This is a genomic window from Paenibacillus sp. 1182, assembly GCF_017833915.1.
Classification (GTDB): domain Bacteria; phylum Bacillota; class Bacilli; order Paenibacillales; family Paenibacillaceae; genus Paenibacillus; species Paenibacillus polymyxa_D.
Genome location: NZ_JAFICR010000002.1, coordinates 270617 through 285818 on the forward strand (window position 1 = coordinate 270617; position 15202 = coordinate 285818).

The following is a 15202-nucleotide window of genomic DNA, read 5'->3' on the forward strand; positions in this document are numbered from 1 at the left end:
CACAACGGGAGGCGAAAGAGATGAGCAGAATATCTTTGAGCCTGGGGGATCTGCGTAAGGCTGTTCAGCAATGCGAGCAGCTAAAGCAAAGACTTCAGCATCAGGAGCAGCAGATGAAAAATATATATGGTAGGCTGCATGAATGGCGGGGAGAATCAGCTGCTGAATTAACACGTAAAATGGAGGTGTTTCTCCAAGGAACCACGGTACGAATACAAGAATTGGACGAGCATAAAGAGCAGTTGAAACGTTATATTCGGAAAATGGAAGAAGCTGATCGGCGTGAGGAGAGACGCAAGCGGGCTGCACAATGGTGATACAGACGGACTGCAATAGTTAGGAGAACATCATGAAAGATCAAAATGCATTTGTCATTTTACTTATATTGAATATCGTTTATGGCTTAACGTTATTTGCCTATCCGGCCATGCTGATGGTGGTCGCATTTTCTTTCGATGCACCAACAGCTGGAGATTATCTCAGCAATTATATTTTTGCCTATGTCATAATGAGCTACCCGATAGGAATATTCATATCTTGGATCTGTTGGTACTTTTATCATCGTTATGCTTTTAAGAAGGCATATATTATTGCTAACTTTATGCTGCTGTGGCCGGCTACTCTTGTAGTGTCCTCGTGGATTCAATCGGCTTTTTCTTGAAGGGGTTCCCATCTGGCCAGTCAGCTACATAACAAAAAAACCGTACAATCGCTAGGGGACTCCCGCGGGGTACGGTTAAATGCATTTAAGTAAAAACTACATATATAGTAGAAGGAAAAAAATTTCCTCTGGAATGACGACGATAAAACCCTTGGCCAGAGATTTACCGGAGTCTACTTTAAAATTACCCTGTGGGCGAATATAGCAGCGTTCGGAAGCTTGAGGATGAGTTAAAAAAGGTGTAAAAATGTTGAAAAGCTACAAAGTTCGACATATTGTTCGCTTTTTCGCATCATATGTGATTGGATTAGGGATTTTTGTTTGCTATTTATCGTATATTTATGTATAATCTATCGTGTTGAAAGATTGATTGTACGTAATATGCTGATGAGGGTGGGTTCATGACGCTGCTCGACAGTAACGAAAGCAAGAAGCGGATGTGCCAGATTTACAATGAAGTTTCAAAGGAACTGTTCGGCTTCGGGACCACGCTGCTGCGGGCCACCGTTGAGAACAACATTGTTACCTTTGTGGCGAAGCACCGGCGTTCTCCACGCTCGGCGGCATTGGAAGTGGAAGCCCCCGGCTTGAAGCTGGAAGTGGATTTCCGAATGTCCATGCTGTACAAGAAGAGACTTCGCGAGAAGCTGATTGAGGATATGGAGCTCGATATAGATGCTTTACTGCGTGATTATGATTCAGCAACGCAGTGGGCTATTACGAACATCATTCTGAAGGAGTCCTAATAAAATTGGATATTCGGCTTTTCGCTTCGGATCTATCTGAGGGGAGAACCTGTTATAACGCGCAGCGGGATCAACTTATTCTTTGTTTACGAAGAAAAGTATTCTTGTTTTACAAGAGTACTTTTCTTTTTTGTGTCATAAGGTGTGCATAATAAAAAATAGGGGGAGTTTCATATGAAGAAATGGTTTAAAGGGTTTATGGCTGTGACCTTGGCATCCGTGGTACTGGCAGGTTGCGGCAGTAATGCTACTGGCGGTCAGACAGATGGAAAAGATGGTTCAGCTGATGGGAAAAAGAAACTAGTTATTTCCACATGGGGCTTTTCCGAGGACTTTTTTAACAAAGAAGTGTACGAGCCTTTTGAAAAAGAACATAACGTTGACATCGTGGTGGAAATTGGAAATAACGCGGAACGGTTGAACAAAATCAGTCAAGGCAGCACAGATGTCGATCTGATTTATCTGTCTGATTATTATGCTCAACAAGGAATCCAACAGGGATTGTTTGAGAAGCTGGATCGCAGCAAGGTGCCGAACCTGAACCAAATTTATGATATTGCCAAAGCACCGCTGGGTGAGGAGTATGGTCCTGCTTATACGGTCGGGCGTCTCGGTATTGCCTATAATCCGGAGCTGGTGAAAAAGAATGTGACCTCTTGGGCTGACCTGTGGGGAACTGAGTTCAAAGGAAACGTGACTTTGCCGAATATTACGGCGACTGCCGGACCGATGATGGTAGATGCAGCCTCCAAGGTAGCGGGTAGTAAGGAGTTTAATGAAGACCAAGCCTTCGGAAAACTGAAAGAGCTGAGTCCGAATATCGTTAAGTTTTATAGCAAAACGTCCGAGTTCGTGAACATGTTTAGTCAACAAGAAATTGCGGGCGGTCCGATCATGGAAATGTACTTCAAAGATTTGCAGGCGGCTGTGCCAGGAGCGAAATTTGTAGCTCCTAGTGAAGGTGCATACGCAGTAATGAACACAATTAATGTAGTGAAAGGCTCCGACCAGAAGGAACTGGCTGAGGAATTTATCAACTGGCAGCTGAGTAAGGAAGTTCAAGAAAAGTCTGCCAAGGCGAAGGTTGATTCCCCGGTGAATACGCAGGTGGTACTGTCCGGTGCGGATACAGAGGGAATTACGTACGGTACAGAGGTAGTGAACAAGCTGACCAAGCTGGATATGAAGTTCGTTAACGATCATATCAAGGCATGGACAGATCGCTGGAACCGGGAAGTTGCACAATAATGAAGAAGGTTATATTAGATGTAGATACGGGCATTGATGATGCGTTGGGTATTTTACTAGCCGCCAAAAGTGGTCAGCTGGATATCCAAGCGATTACTACGGTATGCGGTAATGTTTCACTTAAACAAGCAACATTGAACACATGCAAAATCCTCGACCTTTTGGATAGACCGGATATTCCGGTTTATCGGGGGGCGGAGGCCCCCTTAATACGTAAAGGCCTGCACGAGCATCGTGTCCATGGAGAAGACGGCATTGGAGGCGCACTGAGTGGAGTAGTCCCAGCCATGTCTGCGTCCGAAGGTTTTGCACCGGATATCATTATTGACACCGTGATGGCTCACCCGGGGGAAGTGACGCTCATTTGCACCGGGCCACTCACCAATCTGGCACTGGCGCTGCTGAAGTGTCCCGAACTGACGGATCACGTCGATGAAGTCATTTTTATGGGCGGTGTTATTCACGGGTGCGGCAATATTACACCTGTAGCGGAGTACAACATGTATGCTGACCCTGAAGCCGCACGAATCGTATTTCATGCGGGATTTGGTCGGTTGATACAGGTGGGACTGGATGTAACACGGAACGCTCTGCTGACTGCCGATCATATTGCTCGTCTGTCCCATCCTGGAATTCGTAATTATGTAGCTCAAAGCACGGCCGTTTATACCAAGCGTTATGAAGAACGCAACGGGGTAAAGGCGTGTGCGCTTCATGACCCGCTTGCCGTGGGTGTCGCATTGAATTCGGGGTTAGTCGATACCTCGTCGTTGTATGTCGACGTGGAAACCTCCAGTCGTATATGTGACGGACAAACGGTGGGCGATGTGCAGAACCGCCTCAATCATAGCCCCAATATGAATGTATGTGAACAGGTGGACAGCGAAGCTTTTCTGGAGCTATTTATCCAGGTGCTGAATAAGGAATAACATTTTGATAACCGCAAGGAGCTACCCATGAAGAAAACATACTTGTATTGGCTGCTGCTGCCAGGTCTGCTCTTTCTGGCGGTGTTCATGGTCATTCCGATTGTGTTGACGATCGGTTCGACCTTCGTACAGAACAGCTCATTCACCCTAGAAGGCTATCTCCATTTCTTCAAGGACCCTTACTTTCTGAAAATATTGCTGACTACGCTGGAAGTCAGTGTCGTAACGACACTCGTGTGCGTATTACTTGGCTTCCCGACGGCTTATTATATTTCGCAAAAGGCCCCGCGTCGTAAAGGGATTTTGTTAGCGCTGGCTATCTTCCCCTTGTTGACGAGTCCGGTGGTGCGGTCATTCAGCTGGATGGTCATTCTGGGTCGCAAGGGACTGTTAAATAACGTGCTCATCGGTTTAGGACTTGTAGATGAGCCGCTGAATATTTTGTATACTCCGGCAGCGATGATTATTGGTCTGGTTCATTTGTTTTTACCGCTGATGATTATTTCACTGATTGGTGTACTCGAAAATATCGACGGTGATCTTGTTCATGCTGCTCAGAGCCTCGGGGCCTCCAGATTCAGCGCATTTCGTAAAATCGTATTTCCGCTGTCTGTGCCTGGCCTGATCATTGGAAGCATTCTCGTTTTCGTGGGCAGCCTGACTGCATATACGACACCAGCACTACTTGGAGGAAAACAGCGGGTTATCGCTACATTTTTGTATCAGAACGCGATGACGCTAAACGACTGGTTTTTAGCTTCTGTTATTGCAACAATTATGATTGTTATTACATTTATCGTGGTCGGTCTCTTAAATAAGGCGGCCCATAAACTCAATCCGAAGGGGTAGGTGGATATGCGGGAGAAACATTACGGACTAGGCTTCTTTAGCCTGCTGGTCTTCATCTTTCTGCTCGGTCCGCTGTTGATCATATCGGTCACTTCTTTCGAGCCGGGCACGGTATTAAAATTCCCTCCGCAGGGCTTTTCCTTGCGCTGGTATGAAAATATTTTTGAAGTGGATTTGTTTATGTCCACGTTCAAAACGTCCATTGTGGTCTCTCTGCTAGGCAACATCTTGGCACTGCTGATTGGTATGCCTGCCGCCTATGCGCTTAGTCGTTTTTCGTTTCGTGGGAAGGATGCGCTGAATGCTTTGTTCCTTTCTCCGTTGCTCATACCGGGTATTGTGCTTGGTTTTACACTGCTGCGCTATTTGATCATAGTTTACCATTTACCAGTATATGCTGGACTATTGATCGGACATACGGTGATTATGTTGCCGTTCATTATTAGAGTCATTGCATCCAGTTTGTCTAACTTTGATTTTGCGATTGAGGAAGCAGCGCTTAGTTTGGGGGCTGGACGGCTGGAAACCTTTTTCAAAGTGGTTCTGCCCAACATCCGCTCAGGCATTATTGCGGCTATCCTGATTGCCTTTCTGGAATCATTCAACAATGTCGACATTTCCGTCTTTATGACAGGACCGGGATTCAGCACCCTGCCCATTCAAATGCTGACTTACGTCGAAAATTATTTTGACCCGACGATTGCGGCGATTTCGGTTATGCTGATGATTTTAACCGGTATCCTGATGTTCTTGATTGAACGACTGATGGGATTGTCTTACTTCACTAAAAGGTAATGGAGGCTTCAACCTTATGGCACTGCTTACTCTGGATCGCGTATCGGTCGCTTATGACAACCAACTGATCTTGCAGGATTTCGATTTGCAGCTTGAACGGGGGCAATTGCTCTCGTTGCTCGGACCGAGTGGTTGTGGCAAAACGACCACACTTCGTCTCATTGCAGGATTTCTCGAAGCTAAACAAGGAACATTTTTGTTTGGCGATAAGGATTATACTCGGGTTCCGGTGAATAAACGGAACTTCGGCTTTGTATTTCAAAGTTATGCACTCTTTCCGCATTTGTCTGTTTTTGATAATGTTGCCTTTGGTTTGCGGTTACGCAAAGTAAAGGAAGATGATATAAAGCGCCGCGTTATGAAGATGCTGGGAACGGTTAGCCTGGGGGGATTTGAAAAACGTTTCCCCGGTGAATTATCAGGCGGACAGCGTCAACGTGTTGCGATTGCGCGAGCGCTTGTGATTGAACCCGATCTGCTGTTGTTTGATGAACCTCTGAGTAACTTGGATGCTAACCTGCGTGTAAATATGCGTGTGGAAATCCGCCGTATTCAACAGGAACTGGGCATCACTACCGTGTATGTATCGCATGATCAGGAGGAATGTTTTTCGATTTCTGACCAGGTTGCGATTATGAATAAGGGGAACATCGAACAATTAGATGCTCCATCGACCATTTTTAAATATCCGACGACCGAATTTGTCGCCCGTTTTATTGGGTTTAATAATTTTCTAAGCTTTGACGAGCGTACTGAAGAAGGGGATCGTATTCGACTGAATACAGGTGATCTTTCATTCGGCGTAGCGCGTAATCAGGGTACGGCCCAGCTGGGTGCTCGTCAGGGCGCTATTCGTCCGGATGATTTGGTCATTCGAACAGAAGGCAACGAGACAGGAGAAAATGAGCTCCCCGGTATTATTAAGGTAAGTACTTACCTGGGGCGTAGCTATCAGTATGTGGTAGAAACGGCGAAAGGCAACTTTACGGCTAATCAGGAAATGGATACGCCCTACCTGAGTGGTCAGCGGGTTACCCTGCATTTTCCGGCAGATAAAATGGTGCTGGTCCAATAATCAGCGGGTTCGATGAAGGAGATACATCATGCGTGCAGACAAAATGATTTTACAAGTTAAGGTGTATAACAGTTACTACAAGACGTTCGAAGAAGGTAATGTAGCTATACTTGATGGCAAGTTTATGTATATCGGTCAGCGTGGTCTGGAGTCTTTCGAGGCTGCTGAAATTGTCGAAGGGCACGGGAAATATATGATTCCCGGCCTGATCGACATCCATTTGCATATCGAAAGCACAATGGTGACACCGGCAACCTTTTCCTATGGACTGATTCGCAATGGGATAACGACGATTGTACCAGAACCGCACGAAATGGCGAATGTTTTCGGATTGGAAGGCGTCCAGGAAATGATGGAAGCCAGCAAGGATTGCGTGGCTGATATGTTCTACGGCATCCCAAGCTCTGTCCCGGCAACGCCGCTCGAAACCTCAGGAGGCGAGATCGGTATTCCCGAAATTGATGCGCTGCTGCAAACGGGTGAAATGATCTGCCTGGGTGAAATTATGAACTATGTGGATGTCATTCGTGATCCGGAGAGCAAAACGAATCGCATCTTACGCCATGTTCGTGAGCACTACCCGGAGCTGATCATTGAAGGTCATACGCCACAGTTGCTTGATCTGGACCTGCATCAGTTGATCTATGCGGGGATAGGCTCAGACCATACTCACCAAAGTATTGAAGGTATGAAGGCGCGGATGGCTGCGGGGATGTTTATTGAAATCCAGGAAAAATCCATGACCCCTGAAGTGATGGACTATCTTATTCAGGAAGATGTGGCACAACATTTTTGCTTTGTAACGGATGATGTGATGCCAGACTCTTTCGTAGAGCGAGGGCATCTAAACCATATTGTAAGTAAAGCAATCGGAATGGGCATGAAGCCTGAGGATGCCATTTATGCAGCTACGTTTACTCCTGCTGCACGGATGCGTATGCATGACCGCGGAACCATTGCACCGGGAAAAATAGCTGACTTTGTACTGCTGTCGGATCTTGGTCAATTTGATGTGGAGCAAGTCTATAAGGACGGACTCAAGGTATTCGATAAGTTCGAGGAATACCATCAAGCACCAATAAAATGCCGCTTCCCCGCCCACTTTTATCAAAGTGTGAAGCTCAATCCGCTCACGGAGCAGGATTTTACTGTAAAGATGGATGTAGCTGATGGCACACATCAATGCCGTGTTATGATGGTCAAAGATGGCTCTACTTTTACAAGTGAACGGATTGCACCTGCACAAGTAGAGCAGGGGGAACTGGTATGGGAACATGGTGAACATGGACTGATTGCTACGTTTGAGAGGTATGGAAAGAATGGCAACCGTGCTTACGGTTTGATCGGAGGAGATACGATTAAACGTGGGGCAGTGGCAACCACCTATTCGCACGATAACCATAACTTGCTGGTCGTAGGGCATAACAAGCAAGATATGATACTGGCTGCGAATACGGTTCTTGCCAGCCAAGGCGGTTTTTGCGTAGTTGAAAATGGCAAGGTGCTGTCCCATTTGCCTTTAACCGTAGGCGGGATCTTAACAGAAGGACCGCTGGAAATGGTTGCGGCGCATGTGAAGGAGCTGCGTTCAGCCTTGCTGTCGCTGGGCTATCGCCATTACAATCCAATCATGTCGCTGAGCACGCATTCTTTGCCGGTCAGCCCGGCCTTGAAAATTACCGATCACGGCCTGATTGATGTAAATGCTGGCAAGGTTGTACCTTTAATCGTGGAAACTTCAGAGATGCAAGAATAATAAAAGAGCCGACCCTCTTATGGGCCGGCTCTTTTTTGATGCTTTAGCAGACAAAGTTAACATCTTCTATCCTCCTATTGATGTAACCTATGTATAAAAGATAAACAAGTCTTGATTCTGGGTACCCGATTGCATGTAGAGTTTGCTTTACAATTAGTTCATGTAATCTTCATGATTAAAATCGAATAAGGACTTGAAAAACATCGTCACAGTGTTATAATTAAAACAGGATTTAGATTAAGTCTAAATTAATTGATTAAGATTTATTGGATTGACGCATGGAATTTTGAAGAAAATCAGACACTACTGCTAACGAGCATCCAAGCTTTACACAAACTATATTTGAACGAGAGGGGATTTTAAACATGAGTACATTAAATCATACGAACGCACCTACACAAGAGGCTATTCAAGAATTGCACAAGGCATTGAATCGTCAGGTAGCTACCTGGTCTGTATTGTACACGAAACTGCATTATTTCCACTGGTATGTGAAAGGACCTAAATTCTTCACATTGCATGCTAAATTTGAAGAACTTTACAATGAAGCAACAGCTAATCTAGATACGATTGCTGAACGATTGTTGGCTATTGGTGGCCGTCCGGCTGCGACCTTGAAGGAGCATTTGCAACTTTCAGCTATTCAGGAGTCCGCAGGTGAGAAGACAGCTGAGGATATGGTGAAGTCCGTTGTTGCTGATTTTAAAACCATCACCGTTGAGCTGGCTAATGGGATGGAAGCAGCGGAAGCGGCACAGGATAAAGCGACAGAGGATCTTCTTAACGGCTTAAGAGAAGCAATGGATAAACACATCTGGATGCTGAGTGCGTATTTGGGATAACCCATTGGTATAGACTTCCATGTATATGGAGATCAGGTGAACAAGACACACATCCCGTTGGTTCCACTCTGCCACTGGAGTATAATAACGAGAAGGCGTGGAAGACCACAGGCTCTAGAGTCATAGAGCTTCCGGGATGGGGTGTGTGTTATGGAAGTGAAACAACAGCTTTTGCATGAAGCGGAGCAGTTTATATATACATGTTATGAGGAGCTGGGCCGAAGCCGCGATGAAGCGGAGGCCCGGCTTCTTAATATTCGTCACGACATAGAGACTACGGGAATGTATGATCATACGTACGAAGAGCTGGAGCACGGGGCACTTATGGCTTGGCGCAATAGCAATCGTTGCATCGGTCGCTTATTTTGGGACAAGCTTTTGGTCAGGGATGCGCGGGGCGCGTCAGATGCAACGGAAGTGGTTCGCGAGCTCTTGGAGCATATACGCATAGGAACGAATGGCGGTAAAATTAAGCCAACGCTTACTGTATTCCGCGCCTCCAAGCCAGGGCAGCCGAATATCCGCATCTGGAACCATCAACTCATTCGTTACGCTGGATATGAAACCGATCAAGGGGTCATCGGGGACCCGATCTCGGTAGATTTTACCAATACTTGTAAAGACATGGGCTGGCAAGGAGCGATGACTCCTTTTGATATATTGCCACTGGTTGTGGAAGCAGGCGGGCGGCCTCCCGAGCTATATGATATTCCTGAACATTTGGTAATGGAGGTGGCCATTGAGCATCCAGAAATCTCGGGTTTCGCTTCCTTGGGATTACGTTGGTATGCTGTGCCTATGATTTCGGACATGACGCTGGAGATTGGCGGTATCATCTATACAGCGGCTCCCTTTAACGGCTGGTATATGGGAACAGAAATCGGCGCCCGCAATTTTGCGGATACCTTCCGCTATAATATGTTGCCACAGGTGGCTAAGCTGATGGGGCTGGATACGACGAGTGAAACAACGCTTTGGCGTGATCGGGCGCTGGTGGAATTGAATATTGCTGTGCTGCATTCTTTCAAAAAGGCGGGAGTCAGCATTGTCGACCACCATACCGCAGCGGCACAATTCAAGCTGTTTGAGGAACGGGAAGCCAAGGCTGGGCGCGCACTGACAGGCAATTGGACATGGCTGATTCCCCCGCTATCCCCGGCGACAACGCATATTTTTCATAATTCCTACGATAATCGGCTTGTGAAGCCGAATTTCGGAGTTCAAGAGAAGTCGTATATGTCGAGACAGGCTAATACAGCATCAGATACAGTGCTTCAGCAGAAACGCCAAGGCTGCCCTTTTCATTCCGGATAACGATGGGAATGACCTGATTGCTGCATTAGGACTCGAGCTTATCCCATGCAACGATAAATAGGGTAGCCAGTGGTCCTATTAATAGGGAGAGAAAAAACCAATTTAGCCCGCTCCGATTTTTGGATTGTGCCAAGCCGGCATTAATCAGGGCAAGTGTTCCCCACCCTACATAATAATCTTCTGACATGGTATTCTCCTTTGTAAAAAGGTATAATATCGTACTGTGTATGGTATGAACACATCCATGATTTCATGAATTTAGAGTAAATATACCTTTATATATTCTGGTTTGAGGAGCGAAGCTAAGTTGGAAAGATATCAGGCAGAGCGCATTGTCGCTGAGCTTTTGGAACGGGCTGCTATAGGTGTGATAGTCAAGCTGGAGAAACGTTTTCCTGGCGGAAGGCTGATTGGGGGTAAATATGCTATGAATGCTCACGCCATTACCATGTATACGGACGTTATCGAAACACAGTGTTTACAGATGTTCGGCAGCATTGATCGAGTTGAGGAGTATTTTACAGTTGTGCTTGCACATGAGATTGGACACGCCGCCGATACGGAATTAGTGGACCTCTCCGATGCGTTGGAGCAAGAGAGTGGGATAGGGACCCGGCAACGACTTGCGCTGCAAATTGAAGAAAACGCATGGAATTATGCGCTTGGGTTGGTGCCTGAAATAGATGCAACGTTTATTTCTGCCGTAATAGACGAGTCCTTGCTGGCCTATCGGGTCCCGATTATGGAGCAGTCTGACATTGCGTAACAAAGATGATCCGAGAGCCGTCAGGCTCTTTTTTTGTTGATTAAAACAGACGAGATTGGGTCGGATGATCTAAAGGAGTAGCTTTTTAAGCTGCGACACGCGTCCCTGGGATAGTTCGAGCATTTCGGCTAATTCTTTTTGAGATACATTTGGGTGCTCCTGCATGAGCTGTTTTAGTTTATTCAGGAGATCATTCTGATTTCTGTAACTCCTTCTTTTCTTGGGCTGGACAGGACGTGCTTCACTCAAATGACTAGAAGGATTATCGCTCTTCAGATTTTCAATACAACTTTTACATATCAGATGATCCCTGAAATAGCTCAAATGATCTACGGCACCACAAAAATAGCAAGAAACCCCCGTATACTTGCGAATCATCAGTCCCTCTGGGGTAATAAAAAAATCGAGGGCATCTCCAATATTAATATTCATAGAATTGCGCAGCTCCTTAGGCAGCACAATGCGGCCTAAATGGTCTAATGGCCGTGTCATTCCTGTGTTCTTCATCATTTTTCCCCTTTCCTGAAATGCGCTTATAGTTGTAGGAATTGTATGTATATATGCTGGAAGTACAAAGCGCTTATATTACAGTTTGTTTTGGTATAGCTATGCTGAAAAAAAAAGCTCCGGCATGACGAACAATTACGTCTGCCGGAGCATTGTACAGCCAATGAATCTAAGATGTCATGTCGAACTACTGTGGGTTGGTTGTCCAAATACCGGCTACTTTTAATTGAACTCGTGGAGGCAGTTTCAATGTGGCTAATGTCAGATCGGCCAAATCCTGCGGTTGAAGCATGCGATCCTCATCACCAATAGGTAATCCTGCGTTTGCCGCCAGTTCTGTATTGACAGTGCTTGGAGTCAGCGCGGTGACGCGAATGTTAGATTTGCGAACTTCCTGCATCAGTGCTTCCGTGAAGCCCATCAAAGCAAATTTGGATGCGCAATATGCTGAGCCTGTTGCAAAACCCCGTTCTCCTGCCGTCGAGGAAATATTAATAATGTTTCCGCTCTTTTGCGCCAGCATGCTTGGAAGCACAGCATGTGTGACATAATAGGTTCCCATCAGGTTTACGCGAATAATACGTTCCCACTCTTCGGGGTCCATCTCCGCGACTGTGCCAAAGGTAGCAATGCCTGCATTGTTGATCAAAATGTCGACAGCGCCTAGCTCATGTTCCAGTGAGGCTACAGCGGCAGCGGCCTGTGAGCGATCCGATATATCTGCAACAGCACTCACCACTTTCACACCGTATGTACTCCCCAGTGAATCCTGCAGCTTTTGCAGGTCAGTCAATGTGCGTGAAATTAATCCCAGGTTAACGCCTTCCTTAGCTAAAGTTTCGGCAATTGCTTTACCGATTCCTTTACTGGCTCCTGTAATAATAGCTGTTTTATTCTTAAGTTCCATCCAGTCTCCTCCTTATTAATCTATAATGTGGTTGTGCATCTGGGCACATGGTTACATTATACAAGGTTAAACTCATTGAACCAAACTTCGCCTCTGATGAGGCATTCATTTAGAGGTCTCTATTTGGAAATATAAATATCCCCTGAAGTGGTTTCGACCTTAATCACGTTCACACTACCGGGAACAGATTCGGGAGTATTGATACTCCCAGAGTCAGAGCGGACATTATAAACACCTTTAAAATCGGGAGCTTGCTTAATCTTCACGTCACCAGAATCAGCATTCACTTCCAAGTTGGCTACGGCACGTTGCGTAATATTTGTCTCCCCTGAGGTTAGGGAAATAAGGCCATTACCGCTATAATCACGAATGGTAACATCACCTGAAGTAAGCTTTAACTCCATATCTGCTGCAAGCTGACTGGCTGTAAAATTGCCGGATGTTAAATTTGCGATCAGGTGGGTACTTTGGAGGTTTGTAATCTCGGCAGTGCCTGAAGTAGCGGTGATGGAAGTATTCTGCACGGAGGCATCCTGAAGTTTTACATTCCCTGAATGTGCATCTACCTGTAGGTCAGTTAGTGTTTCACTAGAGGGCATCTCTACGGTAATCGTTTGATCCAAATCAGGAGTGATCGAAAAGAATGACAAGGAAGGGGCCGGCTCCGATTGAATGGTAAGCTTACCGTTCTCAATTTGGGCATTATGAATTTGGTCGGCTACCTTTGTCTGAACTTCTCCACTAATGCGTATTGTACCTTGGTCGCCAGAGCCAGGAGTAAACAAAATAGAGACATCATCAGAGCTGTCCACTTTCAGCTTCTGTAGCTGACCACGTGTAAACGTCCATTTTTTGTTAATCGCAGTTGTTTCCTTCATGACTTGTTGACTCCATGGGGCACCGTAAGCCACCATTCCGGCTACACCGATGACAATGCACAGACCTGCTGCAATAAACCACTTTTTATTCATGTTGTTAGTAAGCTCCCCTCAGGGTAGTCAGATTCCATTTCCAGTATCGTACAGTGCCCCTGACCATAAGGAGTAAGAGATAACGTACTCCAGGCAGCAGCAATAGACCTATACCCGTCAACGTGATAGAGAAAAAGAATTTGACCGGGTAAAAGGTGCTGTTTAGCGCATAATCAGTAACGGCGAGAAGGGGGGCTGCAATGAAGCTGACCGCTACCACGGTCAATGAAACCCATACTACCCATAGGGTAGCCATAATCGGGATGGAGATCAGCAAGTTAAGAAACAGTAGCCCTAAGAAAGTAAAAAGATTGCGTGCGAAGCTTCCCTGGCGAAGCGGAGGAGAAGCGTTCCAGGCTGCATTGGGATCATCCAACGCTTCTCGGGCAATATCCTCGGGGTTACCCAGCTCATGGGCAATCTCACTTTCGCTTTTGCCATTAACCAACCCGTAGTCAAAATGCTGGCTCAAATCACTAAGCAGCTCATTGCGTACCTCTGCAGGGAGAGGAGAAAGACGCTGTTCCACCTCTGTAAGAAACTGTTTTCTATTCATCGGAATTTCCTTCCTCCAGTAGGCTTGCGACATTATGGACAAAATCATTCCATTCCCGCGTAAGTATTCTTGTATAATGACTGCCAGTATCGGTCAGCCGATAATATTTGCGAGGAGGCCCCTCGGTCGATTCCTGTAAATACGTTGTGCAGTATCCTTCTGATACCAGACGGCGAAGCAGTGGATATAGGGCTCCCTCGGCTACTTCAATATGACGGGAGACGGCTTGCGCCAACTCGTAGCCATAACGGTCTTTGCGTCCAATTAGAACGAGAACGCACAGTTCCAGTACCCCTTTTTTGAATTGGATGTTCACATTCACGAGCGGTGCTCCCTTCCTGGATGTTATCAATAATTCATAGGTGTCGTTCGGAATAAGGGAAAGAAACGTGTGTTTGTGCATAATTTGTCACGGGTACTAATTATAGAACAGTAGTCAGGTATAATTTAACATCATGTACTGATTAATGCAAGGTACTAAATTTTTAATAATAAAATATTTGTGTCAAAATGGACAGATTTCCTTCCTTGGAGGCTTTATTGAGTAGCGAATGTTGTAGAAAAAAGTATTTTTATTTGGGAATTCATCGAAATATGGCTGGAAGCACAGATAGGATGCCGCTTTAATTTCATTCATTAAAATGATAGATTGTAAAGTATTCAATACGGTTAAAGATACTTTTTATGAAGAGGTGGGTAAAGGATGGATTGGAAACAGTGGTATATGGAACTGGAACAGGATGATGAATCTTGGGATGTATCTGAGGAGATTGTTCTGCGTGGTGTAGTACAACTTAATTTTTGCGGGCAACCCTCGGAAGTAGAAGTCGAATTTATCGTGGGAGCCGACTCCGAAGAACAGGCACAGACGATAGAAGAACCTACACAGTTGCAAAAAAAGACATGGGAGCAGTATATGGAATATTCATCAGCTATTCATCCTCAAGTGTTGGAATCCATACACCATCATTATGCTGGCATCGTGGAAAAGTATCGGAATGCTTACAGTACATGGGGAGAGGACCCGGATGAATATGCGCCTTATGTGGAGCGGCCGGAACAATTGTTGAATCGAATACAGCTTATGTCTATATTGATTTCCGACTCATCGGCAAAGGATGAACTGTATTTGAATTTTAGTTGTTCCTGGGATCGAGAACATGGCTTAGGCGTACATATGAAGCAGATGAAAATGGAGCATATTCAAGGCGCTTATACATTATATGACCTAGAATAAATCCCCTTCCCGGGCTTTTAGCAGAAAGGACCGGAAAGGGGAA

The 15202-nt window shown here is 45.7% G+C and carries 19 protein-coding genes; 13 read left to right on the forward strand and 6 right to left on the reverse strand.

Annotated elements, in window-relative coordinates; translation table 11 throughout:
* The first annotated feature begins 20 nt into the window (after positions 1–20).
* The 11 genes from JOD82_RS04240 (at position 21) to JOD82_RS04290 (ending at position 10215) form a co-directional block, all read left to right on the forward strand.
* A complete protein-coding gene (locus JOD82_RS04240) occupies positions 21–317 on the forward strand; it encodes a WXG100 family type VII secretion target (protein WP_069012572.1) in 297 nt (98 codons plus the stop codon).
* A gap of 32 nt (positions 318–349) precedes the next feature.
* Positions 350–661 carry a hypothetical protein gene (locus JOD82_RS04245; protein ID WP_029518632.1) on the forward strand — a complete coding sequence of 104 codons (312 nt, stop codon included), beginning with the start codon at positions 350–352 and terminating at the stop codon, positions 659–661.
* 401 nt (positions 662–1062) lie between these two features.
* Entirely contained in the window at positions 1063–1407 is a 345-nt protein-coding gene (locus JOD82_RS04250; RefSeq protein WP_029518631.1) for a hypothetical protein, read from the forward strand.
* 174 nt (positions 1408–1581) lie between these two features.
* Positions 1582–2655 carry an ABC transporter substrate-binding protein gene (locus JOD82_RS04255; protein WP_029518630.1) on the forward strand — a complete coding sequence of 358 codons (1074 nt, stop codon included), beginning with the start codon at positions 1582–1584 and terminating at the stop codon, positions 2653–2655.
* A complete protein-coding gene (locus JOD82_RS04260) occupies positions 2655–3584 on the forward strand; it encodes a nucleoside hydrolase (RefSeq protein WP_209947715.1) in 930 nt (309 codons plus the stop codon). Before JOD82_RS04255 ends, JOD82_RS04260 begins: the two co-directional genes overlap by 1 nt.
* A 27-nt stretch (positions 3585–3611) precedes the next feature.
* A complete protein-coding gene (locus tag JOD82_RS04265; protein WP_013312457.1) occupies positions 3612–4433 on the forward strand; it encodes an ABC transporter permease in 822 nt (273 codons plus the stop codon).
* 6 nt (positions 4434–4439) lie between these two features.
* The gene (locus JOD82_RS04270; protein WP_013312456.1) at positions 4440–5228 is read left to right on the forward strand and encodes an ABC transporter permease; all 789 of its coding nucleotides are present in this window, start codon (positions 4440–4442) and stop codon (positions 5226–5228) included.
* A 16-nt stretch (positions 5229–5244) separates the two neighbouring features.
* Positions 5245–6303 carry an ABC transporter ATP-binding protein gene (locus tag JOD82_RS04275; protein ID WP_209947717.1) on the forward strand — a complete coding sequence of 353 codons (1059 nt, stop codon included), beginning with the start codon at positions 5245–5247 and terminating at the stop codon, positions 6301–6303.
* Between the two features lie 28 nt (positions 6304–6331).
* Positions 6332–8059 carry an adenine deaminase C-terminal domain-containing protein gene (locus JOD82_RS04280; RefSeq protein WP_029518626.1) on the forward strand — a complete coding sequence of 576 codons (1728 nt, stop codon included), beginning with the start codon at positions 6332–6334 and terminating at the stop codon, positions 8057–8059.
* A 365-nt stretch (positions 8060–8424) separates the two neighbouring features.
* A complete protein-coding gene (locus JOD82_RS04285; protein ID WP_209947719.1) occupies positions 8425–8901 on the forward strand; it encodes a Dps family protein in 477 nt (158 codons plus the stop codon).
* Positions 8902–9051: 150 nt separating this feature from the next.
* Positions 9052–10215, forward strand: a complete 1164-nt coding sequence (locus tag JOD82_RS04290; RefSeq protein WP_165145974.1) for a nitric oxide synthase oxygenase — start codon at positions 9052–9054, stop codon at positions 10213–10215.
* Positions 10216–10240: 25 nt separating this feature from the next.
* On the opposite strand, the gene JOD82_RS04295 is transcribed toward JOD82_RS04290, so the two are convergent.
* A complete protein-coding gene (locus tag JOD82_RS04295) occupies positions 10241–10402 on the reverse strand; it encodes a hypothetical protein (protein WP_176715742.1) in 162 nt (53 codons plus the stop codon).
* 120 nt (positions 10403–10522) lie between these two features.
* Here JOD82_RS04295 and JOD82_RS04300 point away from each other — a divergent pair, with 120 nt between their 5' ends.
* Positions 10523–10981: a hypothetical protein gene (locus JOD82_RS04300; protein ID WP_069012080.1), complete on the forward strand. Its 459-nt coding sequence runs from the start codon at positions 10523–10525 to the stop codon at positions 10979–10981.
* Between the two features lie 69 nt (positions 10982–11050).
* On the opposite strand, the gene JOD82_RS04305 is transcribed toward JOD82_RS04300, so the two are convergent.
* From JOD82_RS04305 to JOD82_RS04325, 5 genes are all read right to left on the reverse strand, one after another.
* Positions 11051–11488, reverse strand: coding sequence for an AbrB/MazE/SpoVT family DNA-binding domain-containing protein (locus JOD82_RS04305; RefSeq protein ID WP_029518622.1), 438 nt, complete (start codon positions 11486–11488; stop codon positions 11051–11053).
* A gap of 187 nt (positions 11489–11675) precedes the next feature.
* Positions 11676–12395 carry a 3-ketoacyl-ACP reductase gene (locus JOD82_RS04310; RefSeq protein WP_039271709.1) on the reverse strand — a complete coding sequence of 240 codons (720 nt, stop codon included), beginning with the start codon at positions 12393–12395 and terminating at the stop codon, positions 11676–11678.
* A gap of 119 nt (positions 12396–12514) precedes the next feature.
* Entirely contained in the window at positions 12515–13366 is an 852-nt protein-coding gene (locus tag JOD82_RS04315; RefSeq protein WP_069012081.1) for a DUF4097 family beta strand repeat-containing protein, read from the reverse strand.
* Positions 13367–13370: 4 nt separating this feature from the next.
* Positions 13371–13922, reverse strand: a complete 552-nt coding sequence (locus JOD82_RS04320) for a DUF1700 domain-containing protein (RefSeq protein ID WP_069012083.1) — start codon at positions 13920–13922, stop codon at positions 13371–13373.
* Positions 13915–14244: a PadR family transcriptional regulator gene (locus JOD82_RS04325; RefSeq protein WP_029518618.1), complete on the reverse strand. Its 330-nt coding sequence runs from the start codon at positions 14242–14244 to the stop codon at positions 13915–13917. The genes JOD82_RS04320 and JOD82_RS04325 overlap by 8 nt, the downstream gene beginning before the upstream one ends.
* 381 nt (positions 14245–14625) lie before the next feature.
* On the opposite strand from JOD82_RS04325, the gene JOD82_RS04330 reads away from it, so the two are divergent.
* On the forward strand, positions 14626–15159 hold the full coding sequence (locus tag JOD82_RS04330; RefSeq protein ID WP_069012084.1) for a DUF6985 domain-containing protein: 534 nt from the start codon (positions 14626–14628) through the stop codon (positions 15157–15159).
* The last annotated feature ends 43 nt before the right edge of the window (positions 15160–15202 follow it).

What these genes read in the sequence shown, in the direction of transcription:
- JOD82_RS04240 (WP_069012572.1), top strand. Translation starts at nt 21, where the DNA reads ATGAGCAGAATATCTTTGAGCCTGGGGGATCTGCGTAAGGCTGTTCAG.
- JOD82_RS04245 (WP_029518632.1), top strand. Translation starts at nt 350, where the DNA reads ATGAAAGATCAAAATGCATTTGTCATTTTACTTATATTGAATATCGTT.
- JOD82_RS04250 (WP_029518631.1), top strand. Translation starts at nt 1,063, where the DNA reads ATGACGCTGCTCGACAGTAACGAAAGCAAGAAGCGGATGTGCCAGATT.
- JOD82_RS04255 (WP_029518630.1), top strand. Translation starts at nt 1,582, where the DNA reads ATGAAGAAATGGTTTAAAGGGTTTATGGCTGTGACCTTGGCATCCGTG.
- JOD82_RS04260 (WP_209947715.1), top strand. Translation starts at nt 2,655, where the DNA reads ATGAAGAAGGTTATATTAGATGTAGATACGGGCATTGATGATGCGTTG.
- JOD82_RS04265 (WP_013312457.1), top strand. Translation starts at nt 3,612, where the DNA reads ATGAAGAAAACATACTTGTATTGGCTGCTGCTGCCAGGTCTGCTCTTT.
- JOD82_RS04270 (WP_013312456.1), top strand. Translation starts at nt 4,440, where the DNA reads ATGCGGGAGAAACATTACGGACTAGGCTTCTTTAGCCTGCTGGTCTTC.
- JOD82_RS04275 (WP_209947717.1), top strand. Translation starts at nt 5,245, where the DNA reads ATGGCACTGCTTACTCTGGATCGCGTATCGGTCGCTTATGACAACCAA.
- JOD82_RS04280 (WP_029518626.1), top strand. Translation starts at nt 6,332, where the DNA reads ATGCGTGCAGACAAAATGATTTTACAAGTTAAGGTGTATAACAGTTAC.
- JOD82_RS04285 (WP_209947719.1), top strand. Translation starts at nt 8,425, where the DNA reads ATGAGTACATTAAATCATACGAACGCACCTACACAAGAGGCTATTCAA.
- JOD82_RS04290 (WP_165145974.1), top strand. Translation starts at nt 9,052, where the DNA reads ATGGAAGTGAAACAACAGCTTTTGCATGAAGCGGAGCAGTTTATATAT.
- JOD82_RS04295 (WP_176715742.1), bottom strand. Translation starts at nt 10,402, where the DNA reads ATGTCAGAAGATTATTATGTAGGGTGGGGAACACTTGCCCTGATTAAT.
- JOD82_RS04305 (WP_029518622.1), bottom strand. Translation starts at nt 11,488, where the DNA reads ATGAAGAACACAGGAATGACACGGCCATTAGACCATTTAGGCCGCATT.
- JOD82_RS04310 (WP_039271709.1), bottom strand. Translation starts at nt 12,395, where the DNA reads ATGGAACTTAAGAATAAAACAGCTATTATTACAGGAGCCAGTAAAGGA.
- JOD82_RS04315 (WP_069012081.1), bottom strand. Translation starts at nt 13,366, where the DNA reads ATGAATAAAAAGTGGTTTATTGCAGCAGGTCTGTGCATTGTCATCGGT.
- JOD82_RS04320 (WP_069012083.1), bottom strand. Translation starts at nt 13,922, where the DNA reads ATGAATAGAAAACAGTTTCTTACAGAGGTGGAACAGCGTCTTTCTCCT.
- JOD82_RS04330 (WP_069012084.1), top strand. Translation starts at nt 14,626, where the DNA reads ATGGATTGGAAACAGTGGTATATGGAACTGGAACAGGATGATGAATCT.